Source organism: Limnospira sp. PMC 1279.21, assembly GCF_032349615.1.
Lineage (GTDB): Bacteria > Cyanobacteriota > Cyanobacteriia > Cyanobacteriales > Microcoleaceae > Limnospira > Limnospira fusiformis.
Genome location: NZ_JARPLU010000129.1, coordinates 1 through 14,988 on the forward strand (window position 1 = coordinate 1; position 14,988 = coordinate 14,988).

General features: G+C 44.1%; 20 protein-coding genes. 11 read left to right on the forward strand and 9 right to left on the reverse strand.

Features of this window, described 5'->3' with window-relative positions; genetic code table 11:
- A partial coding sequence (locus P5683_RS17635) for an FkbM family methyltransferase (protein ID WP_315654889.1) occupies window positions 1–909 on the reverse strand: 909 nt, incomplete at its 3' end.
- 237 nt (window positions 910–1,146) lie between these two features.
- Complete coding sequence (locus P5683_RS17640; protein ID WP_008053570.1) at window positions 1,147–1,929, reverse strand: HAD family hydrolase; 783 nt, start codon at window positions 1,927–1,929, stop codon at window positions 1,147–1,149.
- 108 nt (window positions 1,930–2,037) lie between these two features.
- Between P5683_RS17640 and P5683_RS17645 the strand changes: the two genes are divergently transcribed.
- The 7 genes from P5683_RS17645 to psbV2 all read left to right on the forward strand — a co-directional run bounded on the left by P5683_RS17645 (window position 2,038) and on the right by psbV2 (window position 6,027).
- Window positions 2,038–2,325, forward strand: coding sequence for a hypothetical protein (locus P5683_RS17645; protein ID WP_235677597.1), 288 nt, complete (start codon window positions 2,038–2,040; stop codon window positions 2,323–2,325).
- Window positions 2,326–2,375: 50 nt separating this feature from the next.
- Window positions 2,376–3,191, forward strand: coding sequence for a prepilin peptidase (locus tag P5683_RS17650; protein WP_315640709.1), 816 nt, complete (start codon window positions 2,376–2,378; stop codon window positions 3,189–3,191).
- Between the two features lie 42 nt (window positions 3,192–3,233).
- Window positions 3,234–3,461 carry a hypothetical protein gene (locus tag P5683_RS17655; protein ID WP_006669798.1) on the forward strand — a complete coding sequence of 76 codons (228 nt, stop codon included), beginning with the start codon at window positions 3,234–3,236 and terminating at the stop codon, window positions 3,459–3,461.
- A gap of 39 nt (window positions 3,462–3,500) precedes the next feature.
- Window positions 3,501–4,448 carry an acetyl-CoA carboxylase, carboxyltransferase subunit beta gene (gene accD / locus P5683_RS17660; RefSeq protein WP_006623881.1) on the forward strand — a complete coding sequence of 316 codons (948 nt, stop codon included), beginning with the start codon at window positions 3,501–3,503 and terminating at the stop codon, window positions 4,446–4,448.
- 69 nt (window positions 4,449–4,517) lie between these two features.
- Complete coding sequence (locus P5683_RS17665) at window positions 4,518–4,703, forward strand: hypothetical protein (protein ID WP_006623882.1); 186 nt, start codon at window positions 4,518–4,520, stop codon at window positions 4,701–4,703.
- Window positions 4,704–4,856: 153 nt separating this feature from the next.
- Window positions 4,857–5,348 carry a photosystem II cytochrome c-550 gene (gene psbV / locus P5683_RS17670; protein ID WP_006623884.1) on the forward strand — a complete coding sequence of 164 codons (492 nt, stop codon included), beginning with the start codon at window positions 4,857–4,859 and terminating at the stop codon, window positions 5,346–5,348.
- A gap of 190 nt (window positions 5,349–5,538) precedes the next feature.
- Entirely contained in the window at window positions 5,539–6,027 is a 489-nt protein-coding gene (gene psbV2, locus P5683_RS17675) for a photosystem II cytochrome PsbV2 (protein ID WP_006623885.1), read from the forward strand.
- Between the two features lie 58 nt (window positions 6,028–6,085).
- On the opposite strand, the gene P5683_RS17680 is transcribed toward psbV2, so the two are convergent.
- From P5683_RS17680 to P5683_RS17695, 4 genes are all read right to left on the reverse strand, one after another.
- On the reverse strand, window positions 6,086–7,828 hold the full coding sequence (locus tag P5683_RS17680) for a PAS domain S-box protein (RefSeq protein WP_008053565.1): 1,743 nt from the start codon (window positions 7,826–7,828) through the stop codon (window positions 6,086–6,088).
- 137 nt (window positions 7,829–7,965) lie between these two features.
- A complete protein-coding gene (locus P5683_RS17685; protein ID WP_006623888.1) occupies window positions 7,966–9,162 on the reverse strand; it encodes a serine protease in 1,197 nt (398 codons plus the stop codon).
- A gap of 138 nt (window positions 9,163–9,300) precedes the next feature.
- Entirely contained in the window at window positions 9,301–10,836 is a 1,536-nt protein-coding gene (gene cobA / locus P5683_RS17690; RefSeq protein ID WP_315640714.1) for a uroporphyrinogen-III C-methyltransferase, read from the reverse strand.
- Between the two features lie 90 nt (window positions 10,837–10,926).
- Complete coding sequence (locus P5683_RS17695) at window positions 10,927–11,076, reverse strand: hypothetical protein (RefSeq protein WP_006623890.1); 150 nt, start codon at window positions 11,074–11,076, stop codon at window positions 10,927–10,929.
- Between P5683_RS17695 and P5683_RS17700 the strand changes: the two genes are divergently transcribed.
- Complete coding sequence (locus tag P5683_RS17700) at window positions 11,064–11,840, forward strand: hypothetical protein (protein WP_006623891.1); 777 nt, start codon at window positions 11,064–11,066, stop codon at window positions 11,838–11,840. The two genes, P5683_RS17695 and P5683_RS17700, sit on opposite strands and share 13 nt — an antisense overlap.
- 18 nt (window positions 11,841–11,858) lie before the next feature.
- Here P5683_RS17700 and P5683_RS17705 read toward each other — a convergent pair whose 3' ends face one another.
- Window positions 11,859–12,161, reverse strand: a complete 303-nt coding sequence (locus P5683_RS17705; RefSeq protein ID WP_035759228.1) for a hypothetical protein — start codon at window positions 12,159–12,161, stop codon at window positions 11,859–11,861.
- A gap of 536 nt (window positions 12,162–12,697) precedes the next feature.
- On the opposite strand from P5683_RS17705, the gene P5683_RS17710 reads away from it, so the two are divergent.
- Window positions 12,698–13,162, forward strand: a complete 465-nt coding sequence (locus P5683_RS17710; RefSeq protein WP_008053561.1) for a DUF2752 domain-containing protein — start codon at window positions 12,698–12,700, stop codon at window positions 13,160–13,162.
- 130 nt (window positions 13,163–13,292) lie between these two features.
- Window positions 13,293–13,559 (forward strand): TM2 domain-containing protein, encoded by a 267-nt coding sequence (locus tag P5683_RS17715; protein WP_008053560.1) that lies wholly within the window; start codon window positions 13,293–13,295, stop codon window positions 13,557–13,559.
- 283 nt (window positions 13,560–13,842) lie between these two features.
- On the opposite strand, the gene P5683_RS17720 is transcribed toward P5683_RS17715, so the two are convergent.
- Window positions 13,843–14,064: a hypothetical protein gene (locus tag P5683_RS17720; RefSeq protein ID WP_162198548.1), complete on the reverse strand. Its 222-nt coding sequence runs from the start codon at window positions 14,062–14,064 to the stop codon at window positions 13,843–13,845.
- A gap of 141 nt (window positions 14,065–14,205) precedes the next feature.
- Between P5683_RS17720 and P5683_RS17725 the strand changes: the two genes are divergently transcribed.
- Window positions 14,206–14,748 (forward strand): J domain-containing protein, encoded by a 543-nt coding sequence (locus tag P5683_RS17725; protein ID WP_008053559.1) that lies wholly within the window; start codon window positions 14,206–14,208, stop codon window positions 14,746–14,748.
- Here the strand turns inward: P5683_RS17725 and P5683_RS17730 are convergent.
- Window positions 14,741–14,988 (reverse strand): hypothetical protein (locus P5683_RS17730; RefSeq protein WP_315644971.1); only part of this gene is annotated, 248 nt, incomplete at its 5' end. The two genes, P5683_RS17725 and P5683_RS17730, sit on opposite strands and share 8 nt — an antisense overlap.

A 14,988-nucleotide genomic window follows, 5' to 3' on the forward strand; every position in this document is an offset into this window, starting at 1 on the left:
CTTCTGCTGATAATCAGATTGAGACTTTTCCAGGTCTTTCCGAGTCTGCTGTAGTTGAGACTGAGAGTTTTCCAACTCCTTCTGCTTCTGCTGAAAATCAGATTGAGACTTCTCCAGGTCTTTTTGATGTTGTTGTAGTTGATATTTTAAAAGTTCTTGTTCTGATTCTAATTCTTGGAGGCGAGATAGAGTTATTTTAAGTTCGGTTGGTTTGGGTACTGTGGGAGGTTGGAGGCGAAGATTTTGGGCGATTTCGGAAGGAATTACTGAGGTATTGATTAGGTTGTTGTGAATATAAACCACTTCATACCGAGAGGGATGATAGGGAGTGGCTTGCGCTACGGGGGTGAAATAATGTTCATTGAGAAAGGCGTTAAGTTGCTCAAAAGTTGCGCCACCTTCAAATAGTTGATTTTGGCTGGTAGTGCTGTAAATAGCATCAAGATTTTGGAGGATTTCGGAGGCTCCTGTTAAGGCGAGAAGTTCGGCTCCTTGGATGTCTAAACATAGTATATTATAGTCTTCTGGAAGCAGATTCAGTTCCGTTAAAATGCTGTCAATTGTGCGAGTTTCAACGGGTATTTGCTGAGTTTCGGTGAGGTTGGGATACAGTTTTTTGTATTCTGTTAGTGACAAAATAGAACTGTTAGACTCGATGTTGGTAACGTGGAGAGTGGCGGTACTATTTTGGTCAGCGATCGCCACATGAACTGTCTGAATATTGGGTCGATCGCCTACAGCCATTTTCAACCTTTCACAGGTGACGGGATTCGCTTCTATTAGCAATATTTTCGCATTAGTAAACTTGGCAAAACGTTTGAGCGATCGCCCTTCTCCTGCTCCTACATATATAATACCACGAGGCGTAACTTTATGATCTTGAAAAATTTGGTGTAAGTTAAGTTTCATAGATACCAAAATATACTAAGTAAGTTGATTTCAAACTTTCCCGATAACGCGACCAACATCTAGTTACTGTAGGCTGCCATATAGGGTATAATTAGGAAGTAGGTGTTAATCATCATGAGACATATTCCCGGATTTGCCAAATGCTAAATATCTGAGCGATCGGCTTATTATAGACTTTTATATAACCATCAATAAGTCAGCCATAACCGGAAAATTTTAGTGATGGTTTCCCGTTGATCAACTCCACGCCTCAAAATCCCGAGAAAATTGAGACAAAGACAATAAACAGATAGGGGGATATTCAGCCACCAAACGTCGCTCTATGGGGGTATTGTAGCCCCAGTCAGCCAAAAACAGTTTAACCTGTTGTAGGTCTGTTTGAGCTTGTACAGACAACAAAGTTTTCATTCTGTCTTCAACGAACCAGATCACCGGACTAGGATCAGAAAGAGTCATGAGATCCCGTAGAGTTTGGTGCTTAGGCTGTTTGTGTCCTTTCCCAAAAATCATACCCGGACCGAGAATAATTCCCTGTTGTCCGAGAAGCGATCGCACAAATCGTTCTTCCTTAGTAGTAATTATGCGTAATTCTATCATGTCCTGCTCAAGAATAACCCGAAGGCGATCGCATACCCCCGGATAAAAGCCATGTAAAGCCAACCACCCTGGTAGGTCTGTGGCGATCCACTCATCGCGAATTTGATCAAGTCGAGGGCCAAGAACTTCCGGTGACAAATGTTCTTGTTCCAGCAGTTGACGTGATATACTATGCCAATCGCTGAGAATCTCAGATTCAGTCCACCCCAAAACCAAAGCCCTGATCAAAAGAGGCATTTCCCAACCCGTTTCAATCACAGGTCTAGTGCAGTAGAATCTAGGGGGTAAATCATCCGGTGGGGTAGACTCAGGAGGCGACCAAACTTCGAGATATGTACGCCAAGCCGTCTGAAAATACTCCAGCAAGCCATCACAGAGAACACCATCAAAGTCCAAGGCGAGAAGATTGGGTCTATCTGACATAGTTTTAGTATGTTGTAGGGCAATTTACCGAAATTCTTGAGTTGTTGTGGTAGCTTTTAGTGTAGCATCTAAACAGGTGTGTTAATTAACCCTTGGGGAATTGTCTTTGTGGTTTATACCTCAAACTCAGAGTTAAAAAACCCGTTAACCCCGCCGAAAAACCCGGACTTACCCCTTAACCAAGAGTCGCGGATACAAGATCCCCAACTACTGAGGATAGCCCGACGGGTGTATCATGCTTATTCAGAAGTACACGCCAAACGAATGCGCCGTCCGTCCGGTGTAGCCATTCATCTCCGCAGCTATCGAAGTTTACTGCTTTTCTCCCCCAAACCTGTTTTGCTTCCGGGAGAATGTTTTATCCCCTTTGACCAGATAGAATTAGAGTTATTTTAGCCCAGGGTAGGAACCGCGTGTGAAACCCCCGTGAAAGGTGAGAGTCCAATATGGAGATTTTAGTTGATCTACCAGCTTACTTGATTATATTTGCCCTAGGCGCTTCCATAGGTAGCTTTTTAAATGTCATTGTGTATCGAGTCCCCGCTGGTCTGTCGGTGTGGTATCCTCCCTCACGATGTCCCCATTGTCATACCCGTTTGGGTTTAAGTGAAAATATCCCAGTTTTCGGGTGGTTGTGGTTGCGGGGGAAATGTGGCCATTGCCATGCACCGATATCTATGCGCTACCCTCTAGTAGAAGGGTTAATGGGTGTATTGTTCTTGCTGGTATATGTAACCATCATGCCAGGGACTATAGTACAACTGTTTGGCTTGTGGGCGCTATTAGCTTGGTTGGTGGCGTTATCTCTAATTGATATAGATACCTTAACCCTTCCTAACCCTCTCACCCAGTCAGGTTTAGTGGTGGGGTTGTGCTTTCAAGGGTTACTGGGATTAAAAACGGCTGGGGTGATAGACCAGTTAATGGTGGGTGTTTTGGGGGCGGTGCTAGGATTATGGTTATTTGAAGCGATCGCCTTTTTGGGGTCCATGGCTTTTGGACAGACCGCTATGGGGGCGGGAGATGCTAAATTAGCCGCTCTTATGGGGGCTTGGTTGGGGTGGAAGATGCTATTGGTCGCAAGTTTCATCGCCTGTGGTTTAGGAGCCTTTATCGGCGCAGGAGCCATGGCTGTGGGCATATTAGACCGCCGCCAACCCATGCCATTTGGTCCTTTTTTAGCGATCGCCGCTGGTATAACTGCCCTGTGGGGTGAGATAATAGTATCTATGTATATGGAGTTATTTTTCCCAGTTATCTGAGGTAAAGTGCATCGGGCTTTGTGCCTATCCTAGAGATATATAATGATCGTGTCTTGGATTACACTAAAAACCACTGCTATGCGCTGGGAAGCCGAGTTAATGCAACAAGTCCTCGCCTCCCATGATATCCCAGCACGGGTAATTAGCCTAGGAGTTGGGTCATATATGGGGGTGGGGGGTCCGGCTAAATTGCAAGTACCATCGGAACATTTGTGGACAGCACTACTGCTGCTTAGTCCGGTGGACGAGGAGCCAGAGGAAGCTCAATAAATCATTTCCTCAATCAAACATCAGAACGTATTTTAATTAATGTCTCTATTTGACTGGTTTGCAAATCGACAAAAATCAGTTCCCATTAGTCCCGATCGCCAAGAGCGAGAAATTGCCGATGGTTTGTGGGTAAAATGTGAAAAATGCGGTGCATTAACCTACACCAAAGACTTACAGGCGAATCTTATGGTGTGTCTGCAATGTGACCATCACATGAGGGTTTACAGTGACGATCGCATTAAACAACTGATTGATGAAAATACCTGGCAGCCCATTGCTGCTAATCTGTGTTCAGTAGATCCGCTGAATTTCCGCGATCGCAAACCCTACAGCGATCGTCTGCGAGAATACCGGGAGAAAACAGGTCAAATTGATGCTGTACAAACGGGGACGGGTTTATTAAATGGGGAATCGATCGCCCTTGGGGTGATGGATTTTCGATTTATGGGGGGTAGTATGGGGTCGGTGGTGGGAGAAAAACTCACCCGGATGATTGAATATGGGACTGAGCATCAATACCCGGTAGTGATTATCTGTGCTTCCGGAGGGGCTAGAATGCAGGAAGGAATGTTAAGCCTCATGCAAATGGCGAAAATCTCGGCGGCTTTGGAACGACATCGAGAGAATAAACTTTTGTATATCCCTGTACTAACCAATCCTACTACTGGAGGGGTGACGGCTAGTTTTGCCATGCTCGGTGATCTAATTCTAGCTGAACCCCAGGCAACTATTGGTTTTGCGGGTCGTCGGGTAATTGAGCAAACCTTGCGAGAAAAACTACCTGATGATTTTCAAACTTCTGAATATCTGATGGCTCATGGGTTTATTGATGCGATCGTCCCTCGCACTCAGCTCAAAAAAACCCTCACCCAATTGATTAAACTGCACCGACCACCACAGCCTACCGGAAGACCCTTTGTAAAATTGTCCGACTCTAACTCCCGCAGCCATGTCCATCATTCTGAGGAAACCCAACAGCATCGATAATCTCTAAATCAGTGATTGGATAGTACCCACTACTGCATATAATTGGTGGGTGATGCCGGTTTTGACTAATTGTCATCGGTTTTTGCGGATTGGTCTAGGGCTGAAATGGCCTGCGACTACCATTTGGCGATCGCACAGGTGCTTAAACTTGGCGATCGCCTAGTAATTGCCTACCAACATCCCCAAACCCGTATAGTTGAGGATGTCAAAGCAATTCTCTCCGCCATTGAGGCCACAAGTGATTCAGAATCGTAGATCCAACGATTGACAAAGATCATTTAACACAGGACTATTGAGATAAGACTTCTGAGACAGAATCGCTAAAAACCAGGATCACAACTGCTCAATATTGCCGATTGAGTTGTGGCTGTGGTGCGTTCTATAATCATCTAAAAGTTAAGGAGAACCATGCTAAAAAGGTACATTTGGTTGGCTGTTGCCACTGTATTCTTCACCTTTCAAATGTGGGTGGGTAATGCAAACGCTTTGGAATTGACTGAAGAATTGAGAACCCTTCCCATCAATGCTCAAGGCGATACTGCTGTCTTGAGTCTCAAAGAAATCAAAAAAGGCCAACAGGTATTTAACGCCGCCTGCGCTCAGTGTCATGCGCTGGGTGTGACTAAAACCAACCCTGATGTTAACTTGAGTCCTGAAGCCCTGGCTTTGGCTACTCCCCCCCGCGATAACATTGCGGCTCTGGTTGATTATGTCAAAAATCCCACCACCTATGATGGCTTCATCGAGATATACGAACTGCATCCTAGCCTGAAAAGTGCAGACATTTTTCCCAAGATGAGAAACCTATCAGAAGATGATCTCTATAATGTAGCCGCTTACATTCTCTTACAACCCAAGGTTCGCGGTGAACAGTGGGGTGGTGGTAAATACCTCCGTTAATCTTTCCGCCTGAAAGATTCACCTAACTAAGTTTCTGACTTTAGGTTTTGGTTTTTGGTGGCTACTAAGAAGGGTTACTAACTACTCTGAAATTGTAACCACTAAAGTCCGCGAATTATCTAGGATAATCAGCGGAGCTAAAATCTAAAGTCTCCGATTTGACTGCTGATATTAAATACCTCAAATTTCCATGTTTCGTAACAGTTTTTTGCGCTCTCTACTGCTCTTATTTATCACCAATATAGTAGGATGGCTGATTTTTAGTTTCCCGGTTCAAGCTCAAAATGTTGACCCCTATGTGTTAAGATATCTGACTGATCAACCTGTGGAAATACAGAGCGATCGCCAAGGTGGAACCCAGACCTTTTCGGTGGAGGATCTATCAGCGGGAAAAGTCTTGTTTACGGATAGTTGTTTGAACTGTCACGCTGGTGGTGTAACTATTCCCTATCCGACGGTTTCCCTGTCTCTGGAAGACCTGAAGGGAGCCACCCCTCCGAGGGATACCATCAAAGATTTAGTGGCTTATATGAGGCATCCCGTCAGCTATGATGGTAGTGATACTAACTACTGGTGTCGGGAAATTCCCGAAAATTGGCTTGATGATGCAGAAATTGATAACCTAGCCGCTTTTATCTTACAATCAGCCATAAAAGCACCCGGTTGGGCTAAAAAATGACGGGATTATAGCACATTAATAAACCCGAGTCAAGGGGTGAGTTAATTAGTTTTGCCAGCTAAATATCACCCTTACAGCGGGTTAAATAAATCTGAGCGACCTTATCTTCGGGGTTCCGTTCTAAACAGGATTCAAAAAGTGCGATCGCCTCAGAAATCTCGCCTAAATAATAGTGTAATAATCCTCGCTCAAACATAGTTTTTGTGGCTTGTTTTCCGGCGCGCAAGTCGGGGGGGTCAGCATCAAAGACCTCAAACACAGAAACCATTTCTAATTTACCCTTAACCTGAACATGATCAATAAGGCGGATACCATATTCATTAATATGGTTAAGTCGGACAAAGGTATAGTGAGAGATTAACAGAGACACCCCATAATTTTTAGTTAATCCTTCCAAACGGGAAGCCAGATTAACCGCATCACCAATTACAGTACCATCCATGCGAGATTTTCCCCCCACAGTTCCCAACATCAATTTTCCGGTATTAATACCAATACCAATTTCAATAGGAGGACGATAGGTAGGTTTGGTGGGGTCAGTACGCCGTCGAGTTTTGTTGTATTCTGCGAGTAAGTCAAGCATTCTAATTCCGGCTCGCAGAGCATCATCGGCGCTCTGGCTAAAGAGGGCCATAATTTCATCACCAATGTACTTATCAACAAAGCCTCGATATTCAGCGATCGCCGGTTCTACATGGGATAAATAAGCATTAATAAACTTAAAATTATCCTCTGGGGTCATTTGTTCCGAGAGGCTAGTAAAATCGCGAATATCAGCAAATAAAACCGACATTTCCCGTTGAACATTATCCCCCAGTTGAACATCAACAATACTATCTTTACCGAGATATTGTAGAAATTGGTGAGGAACAAAGCGGAAAAAGGACTGGTTGAGTTCAAATAATTCCGAGGTAAAACGTTCTAATTCTGCTTCAGCGCGTTTGCGTTCCGTGATATCTTCAACAAACCCTTGATAATAGAGAATATCACCATTTTCATCATTAACAATTCTGGCACTTTCAGAAATCCAAATAATCTCACCATCACGATTATAAACCTGAGATTCAAACTTAGAGATTTCGTGGCGCTGATGCAAAGTTTCTAATAATTCATCCCAACGATTTGGTTGAACATATAACTGTTTTTGGACATCAGTTATAGAGGACATGAGTTCCTTGGGGGACTCATAGCCATAAATCTTAGCCAAAGTGGGATTAGCATTAATAAACTTTCCATCAGGGGAAATTTGAAAAATCCCTTCCAGAGCATTTTCAAAGATACTGCGATATTTGCGTTCAGTCTTACCCAAAGACTCAATCAAATTGGCTTGGTCTTGGGTGAGTAATTCTAAGGCGCGGTTCATTTCCTGAAGCTGAAAATTTTGGTCAGTGAGTTGTTTTTGTTGCTGGAAACTGTTAATCGCTTCAGTAATGGTTAAAGTCAAATCTTCATTTTCCCAAGGCTTAGAAATATAGCGATAAAGTTTAGCATATTGAATAGCATTAAATACCCCATCAATATCAGCATGACCTGTCAGCATAATATTCATAGTATTGGGGGATAAATGATGAATGGCTTTTAACACCTCATCTCCCCGCAAACCCGGCATCATATAATCAGAAATGACTACCGCCAATTCTTCCCCAGCTTCAATCAATTCTTGGGCTAATTTAATGCCTTCACTGCCACTCCCAGCACATTCAAACCGATATTTGCCACCCAATGTTCTCCGAAGCAGTCGCCTCAGAGTGTCCAAAATCATAGGTTCATCATCGACACAGAGAATAACTGGTTTGGTCATTAGTCAATAAGGAAACGGGGGAAAATTAAAAAGTGTGCTGATGATTAGGAGCGACCATCTCTGTTTTCCTTGTTTGAAGTCAGGATAGCTGCTTTTTGTACACCCCAAACACACTTTACACCCTAATGCCTCAACTGTTATTGTGCCATTTCCTCAAGTTCGCGGATACGCTGTAAGGCATCCTGATGAGAATCTGAACGTCCCAGTTGTTGATAAAGTTCTGCGGCTTGGCGAAAGTCAGCTAAGGCTTCCTCAAATTCTTGACGACGGATATGACTGAGGGCACGATTATAATAGGCATCAGCAAAACCGGGATTAAGCTCGATCGCCCTAGTATAATCAAGAACGGGATTGGGGCCACGGGTTGGTTCATTCAGCACCAATAGTGTCCGCGCTAATCCCAAATTAAAATAGGTTTCTGGGGAATTAGGATTCAATTCTAAGGCTCGGTTAAAATCAGCGATCGCCTCCCACGCATAACCGCGATCCAACCAACTCAATCCGCGAAAGTAGTAGGTTTCCGCATTTTGGGGAGTATCCAACGACACAGGAGAGGCTTCTAGCGTGTCCGAATCGATTTGTAAATCATTAGGACTTAACTGAGCTTGTGATAGCTGTTCCAGAAACAAATTAATGGGAACGGCAGCATTAAACCCTGTTTTAATGGGGGTAACATCTCCAGAACGAGTTTGAGCAAATCCAAACTCACCTTGACCGTGTAAACCCACCACACGGCCTTGAGAATCAAATACTGGACCCCCACTCATACCACTCCAAGTAACAGCCTGATACCGCAAATTATAGCCTTCTGGGCGATTTTTGGGGCGACTGGTGACCAATCCAGGGGAGAGTTCTGGTTCCCGTGCCGCGCCGGTTAACCCCCCAGTAGCGGGATAAGCATAGACATAAATCTGAACCCCAATCACTACCTGTTCGGAATCGGCTAAAGTGGCGATCGGGTATTCTTGGGTACTTTCAAATCTTACTACTGCTAAATCGGGTTCATCCTTAGTAGTCTGTAGCCTAGTAACACTGGTGACCGGGTGACTTTGACCATCATGGGTGCGGATACTGTAGGCGACATCAGTTGCTTGTACTACATGATTAACGGTCAGGACTGTATAGATATTATCTTGTCTAGCAATAATGACCCCAGAACCGTCTCCGAGGGCGCTATTAATTTGAACTGTAATGGGTGCGGCGATTTCTGCGACTTGCTGGGCGCTTTTAGCAGCTAGGGCGACTTGACAAGTTATGACCAGGGCGGCAGTTGTTGCCATTCCGGTTAAAATGGTTGTCAGGGAATCAAAGCGAGAAAGACCCAAGTTGAACATGGTTATATCCCTAAAATTTAATTAGTTAGTCTATGGTAATCTGACGTAAACTCCATCAAGTTTGTTCGGGGTAGTTACGGGAAACAAAGGGTTAAATTATAGTGTGACCGGGTTCCGCTACAGCCTCGGACTTCCTGGCTAGGTTTTATCTATGATAGCCTGAGTGAGTCCTTCTAGGGTATATTCTTGGGCTTCAATATCGACCTTTCCTAGGAGAGTTTGGCAGGTCTGGGAGGTCTGGGGACCTATAGAGGCGATCGCTACTCCGGTGAGTAAATCTCGCCAGGAATCACCCGCAAAGCCTTCTAGGAGTTTACAGAAATTTTTGACAGTCTTGGAACTGGTAAAGGTGGCAATATCAATTGTACCATTTTCTAAAGCTGATTGAATATTAGGATCGATGGTATCTGGACAAGCAGACTCATAGGCGGGAACTTCTACTACTTCCGCCCCTGCTTGGGTTAATTCTTTCACTAATATCTCCCGCCCTCCGGTTTCCACTCTGGGGAATAATAGACGTTTTCCGCTGACTGATTCGGGGAAGTTTTCCACTAGGGAATCAGCGATAAAATCCGGGGGGATAAAATCAGGATTTAGTCCCCATTGTCGCAATACCATGGCGGTTTTTTTGCCGACGACAGCAATTTTTGTATTGGCTAAAATGCGGGTATCTTTCCCACTAGCCATGAGTCTTTCACAAAAGAATGAGACAGCGTTAGCAGAAGTGAGTAATAGCCAGTCAAAAGGCTTTGATGTATCATAAAATGCGATCGCTTTATCCAGGGGTTCCCAAGTAGAAGGAGGCGTGATAATTAGGGTAGGCATTTCTAGGACTTCAGCCCCTTTTTGTTCCAGCAAACTGCGAAACTCGTTGGATTGTTCCGAGGAACGGGTGACTAAAATGGTGTGATTAAGTAATGGACTCAGCATAATTCTTGAGTGGTTTTGGCGAGGCTGTAGATAGGTTTGCAGTTGCACCACATTCCCCACAACTATGACACTGGGAGATAAAGATTCTCGTGATGTTTTATCTACAATATCATTTAACGTGCCAACGATTACCTTTTGATTAAAGCGACCCCCATTTTTAATAATAGCTATGGGAGTTTCAGGCGATCGCCCATGTTGTCTAAGTTGGTGTACAATCACAGGTAAATTTCGCGCCGCCATGAGAATAACTAAAGTTTCCAGTTCCGATAAACTCGCCCAATTTAGGGCTTCCGGTTCATGGGCTGTCATGACTGCAAAACACCGACTCATGACTGTATCGGTGACAGGAATACCAGCCAGTAGGGGGGCGGCCAATGCTGAGGAAATACCTGGAACCACCTCAAATTCACACTTAGCAGCAATTAAGGCTTGAATTTCCGTACTAGCGCGACCAAAGATAAATGGATCGCCGCCCTTGAGTCGCACCACCAGTTTTCCCTGTTGACAATATTTGACTAATAAACGATTAATTTCGCTTTGGGGGGTAGTGACTTGGCTACCCCGCTTTCCCACATATACTTTCAGACAATGGGGCGAAATTAGGGGTATAATTGACTGGTCAACTAGGGCATCATAAACTAGGACTTCAGCCTGCTTCACTAACTGATAGGCTTTGACAGTCAAATAAGCTACATTTCCTAATCCCGCCCCTACTAAATACACTTTTCCCGTGAATTTGGTCATGGTTTCTCTATACTGCACACCTAGTCACATATACTGCCCAAAATCTCTGATTTTCTGATTCTCTGATTCAATAGTACCATTAGCCGGTTTTCAGACTGTCACAGCGATCGCCATATAGGTTAACACCTTCTGCATAATAATGATTACCACCCCTGAGAGATTATACTCTACCTGGTCTTGGGGAATGTCCCGCAGTGTGAAAATTTTGGACTTGAGGGCTTTTAAGTATGAAGTTACCATTTAATTTCGGTTTTTTTACCGCTGGATTTGTTTTGCTTTTATTGCTGACTTTTTCGATACTTCAGTGGCTAAATATTCCCAGTGGTAGTTTTGTGGATTGGATTATCGGTGGCATTACCTTTTGGTGGCTATTGTTAATAGTAACTGTTCCTTGGAATATACACTTTGATGCTAAGGAAGTTCTCGCCGAGGCGGCGGAGTCCGACAAAAAAGGGATTCGGATTGAACCCAGTCAGCGTTCTTATGTGCATAAATTAGTCAGTCGTTCTTTAGGGGTGGCGATCGCCTTACATATAGCTAGTGCGATCGTGCTTTTATCGTTATCATGGGCGGGAATTAGTGTAGTGGGATATATCGGCTCTGTAGCCGCGTTATTACTAACCATTTTACGTCCCTCTCTCCGAGGTTATCAATACTTAGTAACCCGTTTATCAATGGTACGTCGGGAGTTTTCTTATCCCCGCGAGGATGTAGTAGAATTGAGAAATAGAGTAGAAGTTGTGGAGGCTTTATTAGAGGTTACCAAGAAAAGTCTCGACCCGAATAAATCCAATTCTTGGGCATCCCAACAAAACCAAAAACTAGCTTTTTGTCAAAGTGAAATCACCCGTTTAGCCGCCGATATGCAAACTCTCAAAGCCACCAACCAATCCGAACATGAGCGCCTTTCGCGTACAGCCGAAAAGGCGATCGCGCAAATTACAGAAGATGGTAAAATTCTCAATAACGTGAGAGAAATTATCCGATTTTTCAAAGAAGCCTAATCATCCCTTGAAAATCTTTCACTCACTCATACCCACCTCATTAATTATTGATTGCGTTTGGTTATTGTTTATGGAGCTTCTCGCTTCTGTGTCCGTGTCTTGGTATTGGGGGACTTCTCCCGCTTCTGTTTCTGGTTTGGCTCCTTCTCCTGGGTCTGTTGTTTTATGGGCTTCCGGGGCTGGTGCGTCCTTCGTGGGCGTGCGTCCTTCTGCCCGGTCCTTCTCTCGCTGGGTTGGTGTGGTCTGGTTCTCCTCTCGTCGCGCCGCTGTGTCCTTCGGGCGTGCCGTGTCTTCCGAGGCGTTTGGCGGCGGGGTTATCACTGTTCGTCCCTGTGGGGGCTGGTGGGTTGTCTCAGTCCCCGTGTTTGTGGGCTCTGTTCGGGGTGGTCGGTTTGGTCGGAGCTTACCTCTGTCGGTGTGGGCGCTGTAGGGTGCGCCAACAACTATCGGGAAAACCAACTAACTAGGGGTTGCGACCCACGCGGAAAATTCTGTTGGGGGTCCCAACCCAAAAACACCATCTCTCACCTTCTGTTGGGTTTCACCCAACCTACAAAGCTGCTGTTGGGTTTCACCTAACCTACAAAGCCTGCTGTTGGGTTTCACCTAACCTACAAAGCCTGCTGTTGGGTGAAACCCAAGCGACAAAGCCTACAAAGCCTGCTTTTGGGTGAAACCCAAGCGACAAAGTTTAGTCGTAGCGATGATTGGTTGATGTAATTATTCTCATCTTTTGCCACCTTCACATCTGTACAATCGCCAACCTCATCAAAAGACTAGCACTATGATATACTTTGATCAGTATGTCAGGACATTCTCTGATCGGCAGTTTTGGGTTTGCTCAGGTCTGAAGTATAATGCGATTCCAGTTATCTTCCCAAAAATTATCTACTCAAGCCTTACAATGGCGCTATTTTAGCTTGTCTTGTGTCTCTTCTCCCCTTGTCGGTGCTTATTTATTAGGACATACTTCTGCTAGTTTTGGGTGGAAATGCCTGATTTTATCAGCGACGGGTATTCCTTGTCCTAGCTGTGGGATGACTCGTGCTTTTGTAGAAATTGCTAGGGGAAACCTCAGAGAATCTCTCTCCTATCATGGATTGGGAATCGGCATTTTTGTGGGTTTTTTATTGCTCACTATTCATTTATGTATTGAAATTTTAACCCGTCGTTATTTGTCTAGTTCCTTGCATGATTGGTTATTCAAGCATAAGATCGGGTTGCTAGGATGGTTTATGATCGTCTTATTTGGTTATCATGGGATTCGCTTGGCTGTTTTCTTCACAACCGGGGAACTCACCCTAAACCAGGCTTTCATCTAACCTGGGTAATGTCACAAATAATTGCTTAATGTAAACAAAAATTAAACAAATATAAATTAATTCTATAATTTTCCTGAGATGATCCCAATTGGGGCTAGTCTAAAAGAAAATGAGTTAGGGGTTAACATAGATGTCAGAACCTACATTACAGGAAGCCAATAGTAAGAAAGTTGCTGCTGGAGTTTTGGGAATTCTTTTGGGTGGATTGGGGATTCACAAGTTCGTTTTAGGGTATAATACAGAGGGGTTAATTATGCTGTTGTCAACCCTGTTTACTTGTGGAGTAGCAGCAGTAGTTGTAGGGGTAATTGGTTTGATAGAAGGAATTATTTATTTGACTAAAAGTGATGAAGAGTTTTTGCAGACTTATATGCTCAATAAAAAAGGATGGTTTTAACGTCTATAGACTGGTAAAATTCAAAAATCAGTATAATCTGAATATTACTGATTTTTTCTGATTATATTTCCGGCACTTTATCAAAAATGTTGATTAAGAGAAAGGCGATTTTATTAACTGGATTGACAGGAATCAGCCTCCTGTACTTTATAGCTTTTTCCAGTTTTTCGTTTCCGGTATGGATACGCGGTAATCTTGCCTTAATTCCCTTACAGGTGTTGGCTATTTTATACGTTATATACTGGAATAATCGACACTAAAATTGGGGACGGGTAAAATAAAGTTAGCGTCGATTCCCGTTTATAGGATTGGTGAAAGTCCTATGAAGGATACCTACAAAGTAACATAAGGGATGATGGCTAAAGGTTTGGGAAAAGAGGCGATACTGGCTGCTTCCGAGGGCGATCGCCTTTTCCGCAGTAGTATTAAATCTTTCCCCCCTACCCGCCTCTTTCCCGTAGTCGTAGGGTGCGACCCACGCGGGAGGTTCCGTTGCAGGTCTCAACCCAAAAACACCATCTCTCACCTGCTGTTGGGTTTCACCTAACCTACAAAGCCTTCTGTTGGGTGAAACCCAACCTACAAAGCCTGCTTATCAGTGAGGAATGGCATGGGAAGTAAATTCGCGAGAGACTTATCAGGAAATATGAATAACCAAGATCTTCATAAACACTTAGCGGTTCTTGAGCTGGAGCCAGGCGCTTCCTTAGAAGAAATTAAAGCCTCTTATAAGGAACTTGTTCAGATTTGGCATCCAGATCGGTTTGATAGCAATTCCAATTTACAGCAACGTGCTCATCTACAGTTACAGCGGATTAATGAGTCATATGAAATTCTCAAAGATTATTGCGAACACAATGAGTATCGAACTCCTGAAGATAGTTCACAGAATGCTAGACAGAAAACTGAGAGTCAAAGATCAACATCCAATATCTTGAAGCGAGTTATAAACATTTTGAACGAAGTGCCAGGAATGACTCCAGCACACCATCGAGATTTCAATCGTGCCATACCAAGATTTAAACTTGGTGATGGTTCAGTGGTGAAAACCTGGAAAAATCCTGTAGGTGTCGATCATGTATTCATTGCAGACAAAAGTGGCAATATGATTTTTGGTGGTTTTGTCGGTTGGATTCATTCAAATGCTCTTCAGGAAGCCATTGACGAAATTCATAAAGACTTCACTTAATGCGATCCTGGCTTCCCCCAGGCTGCGCGATCGCCCAACGACTCCCCAGGGCGATCGCCTTTTCCGCAGTAGTATTAAATCTTTCCCCCCTACCCGCCTCTTTCCCGTAGTCGTAGGGTGCGACCCACGCGGGAGGTTCCGTTGCAGGTCTCAACCCAAAAACACCATCTCTCACCTGCTGTTGGGTTTCACCTAACCTACAAAGCCTTCTGTTGGGTGAAACCCAACCTACAAAGCCTT

Bases quoted from the DNA above. Each gene is read 5' to 3' on its own strand.
- P5683_RS17640 (WP_008053570.1), bottom strand. From the start codon at position 1,929: ATGTCAGATAGACCCAATCTTCTCGCCTTGGACTTTGATGGTGTTCTC.
- P5683_RS17650 (WP_315640709.1), top strand. From the start codon at position 2,376: ATGGAGATTTTAGTTGATCTACCAGCTTACTTGATTATATTTGCCCTA.
- P5683_RS17655 (WP_006669798.1), top strand. From the start codon at position 3,234: ATGATCGTGTCTTGGATTACACTAAAAACCACTGCTATGCGCTGGGAA.
- accD (WP_006623881.1), top strand. From the start codon at position 3,501: ATGTCTCTATTTGACTGGTTTGCAAATCGACAAAAATCAGTTCCCATT.
- psbV (WP_006623884.1), top strand. From the start codon at position 4,857: ATGCTAAAAAGGTACATTTGGTTGGCTGTTGCCACTGTATTCTTCACC.
- psbV2 (WP_006623885.1), top strand. From the start codon at position 5,539: ATGTTTCGTAACAGTTTTTTGCGCTCTCTACTGCTCTTATTTATCACC.
- P5683_RS17680 (WP_008053565.1), bottom strand. From the start codon at position 7,828: ATGACCAAACCAGTTATTCTCTGTGTCGATGATGAACCTATGATTTTG.
- P5683_RS17685 (WP_006623888.1), bottom strand. From the start codon at position 9,162: ATGTTCAACTTGGGTCTTTCTCGCTTTGATTCCCTGACAACCATTTTA.
- cobA (WP_315640714.1), bottom strand. From the start codon at position 10,836: ATGACCAAATTCACGGGAAAAGTGTATTTAGTAGGGGCGGGATTAGGA.
- P5683_RS17700 (WP_006623891.1), top strand. From the start codon at position 11,064: ATGAAGTTACCATTTAATTTCGGTTTTTTTACCGCTGGATTTGTTTTG.
- P5683_RS17695 (WP_006623890.1), bottom strand. From the start codon at position 11,076: ATGGTAACTTCATACTTAAAAGCCCTCAAGTCCAAAATTTTCACACTG.
- P5683_RS17710 (WP_008053561.1), top strand. From the start codon at position 12,698: ATGCGATTCCAGTTATCTTCCCAAAAATTATCTACTCAAGCCTTACAA.
- P5683_RS17715 (WP_008053560.1), top strand. From the start codon at position 13,293: ATGTCAGAACCTACATTACAGGAAGCCAATAGTAAGAAAGTTGCTGCT.
- P5683_RS17725 (WP_008053559.1), top strand. From the start codon at position 14,206: ATGAATAACCAAGATCTTCATAAACACTTAGCGGTTCTTGAGCTGGAG.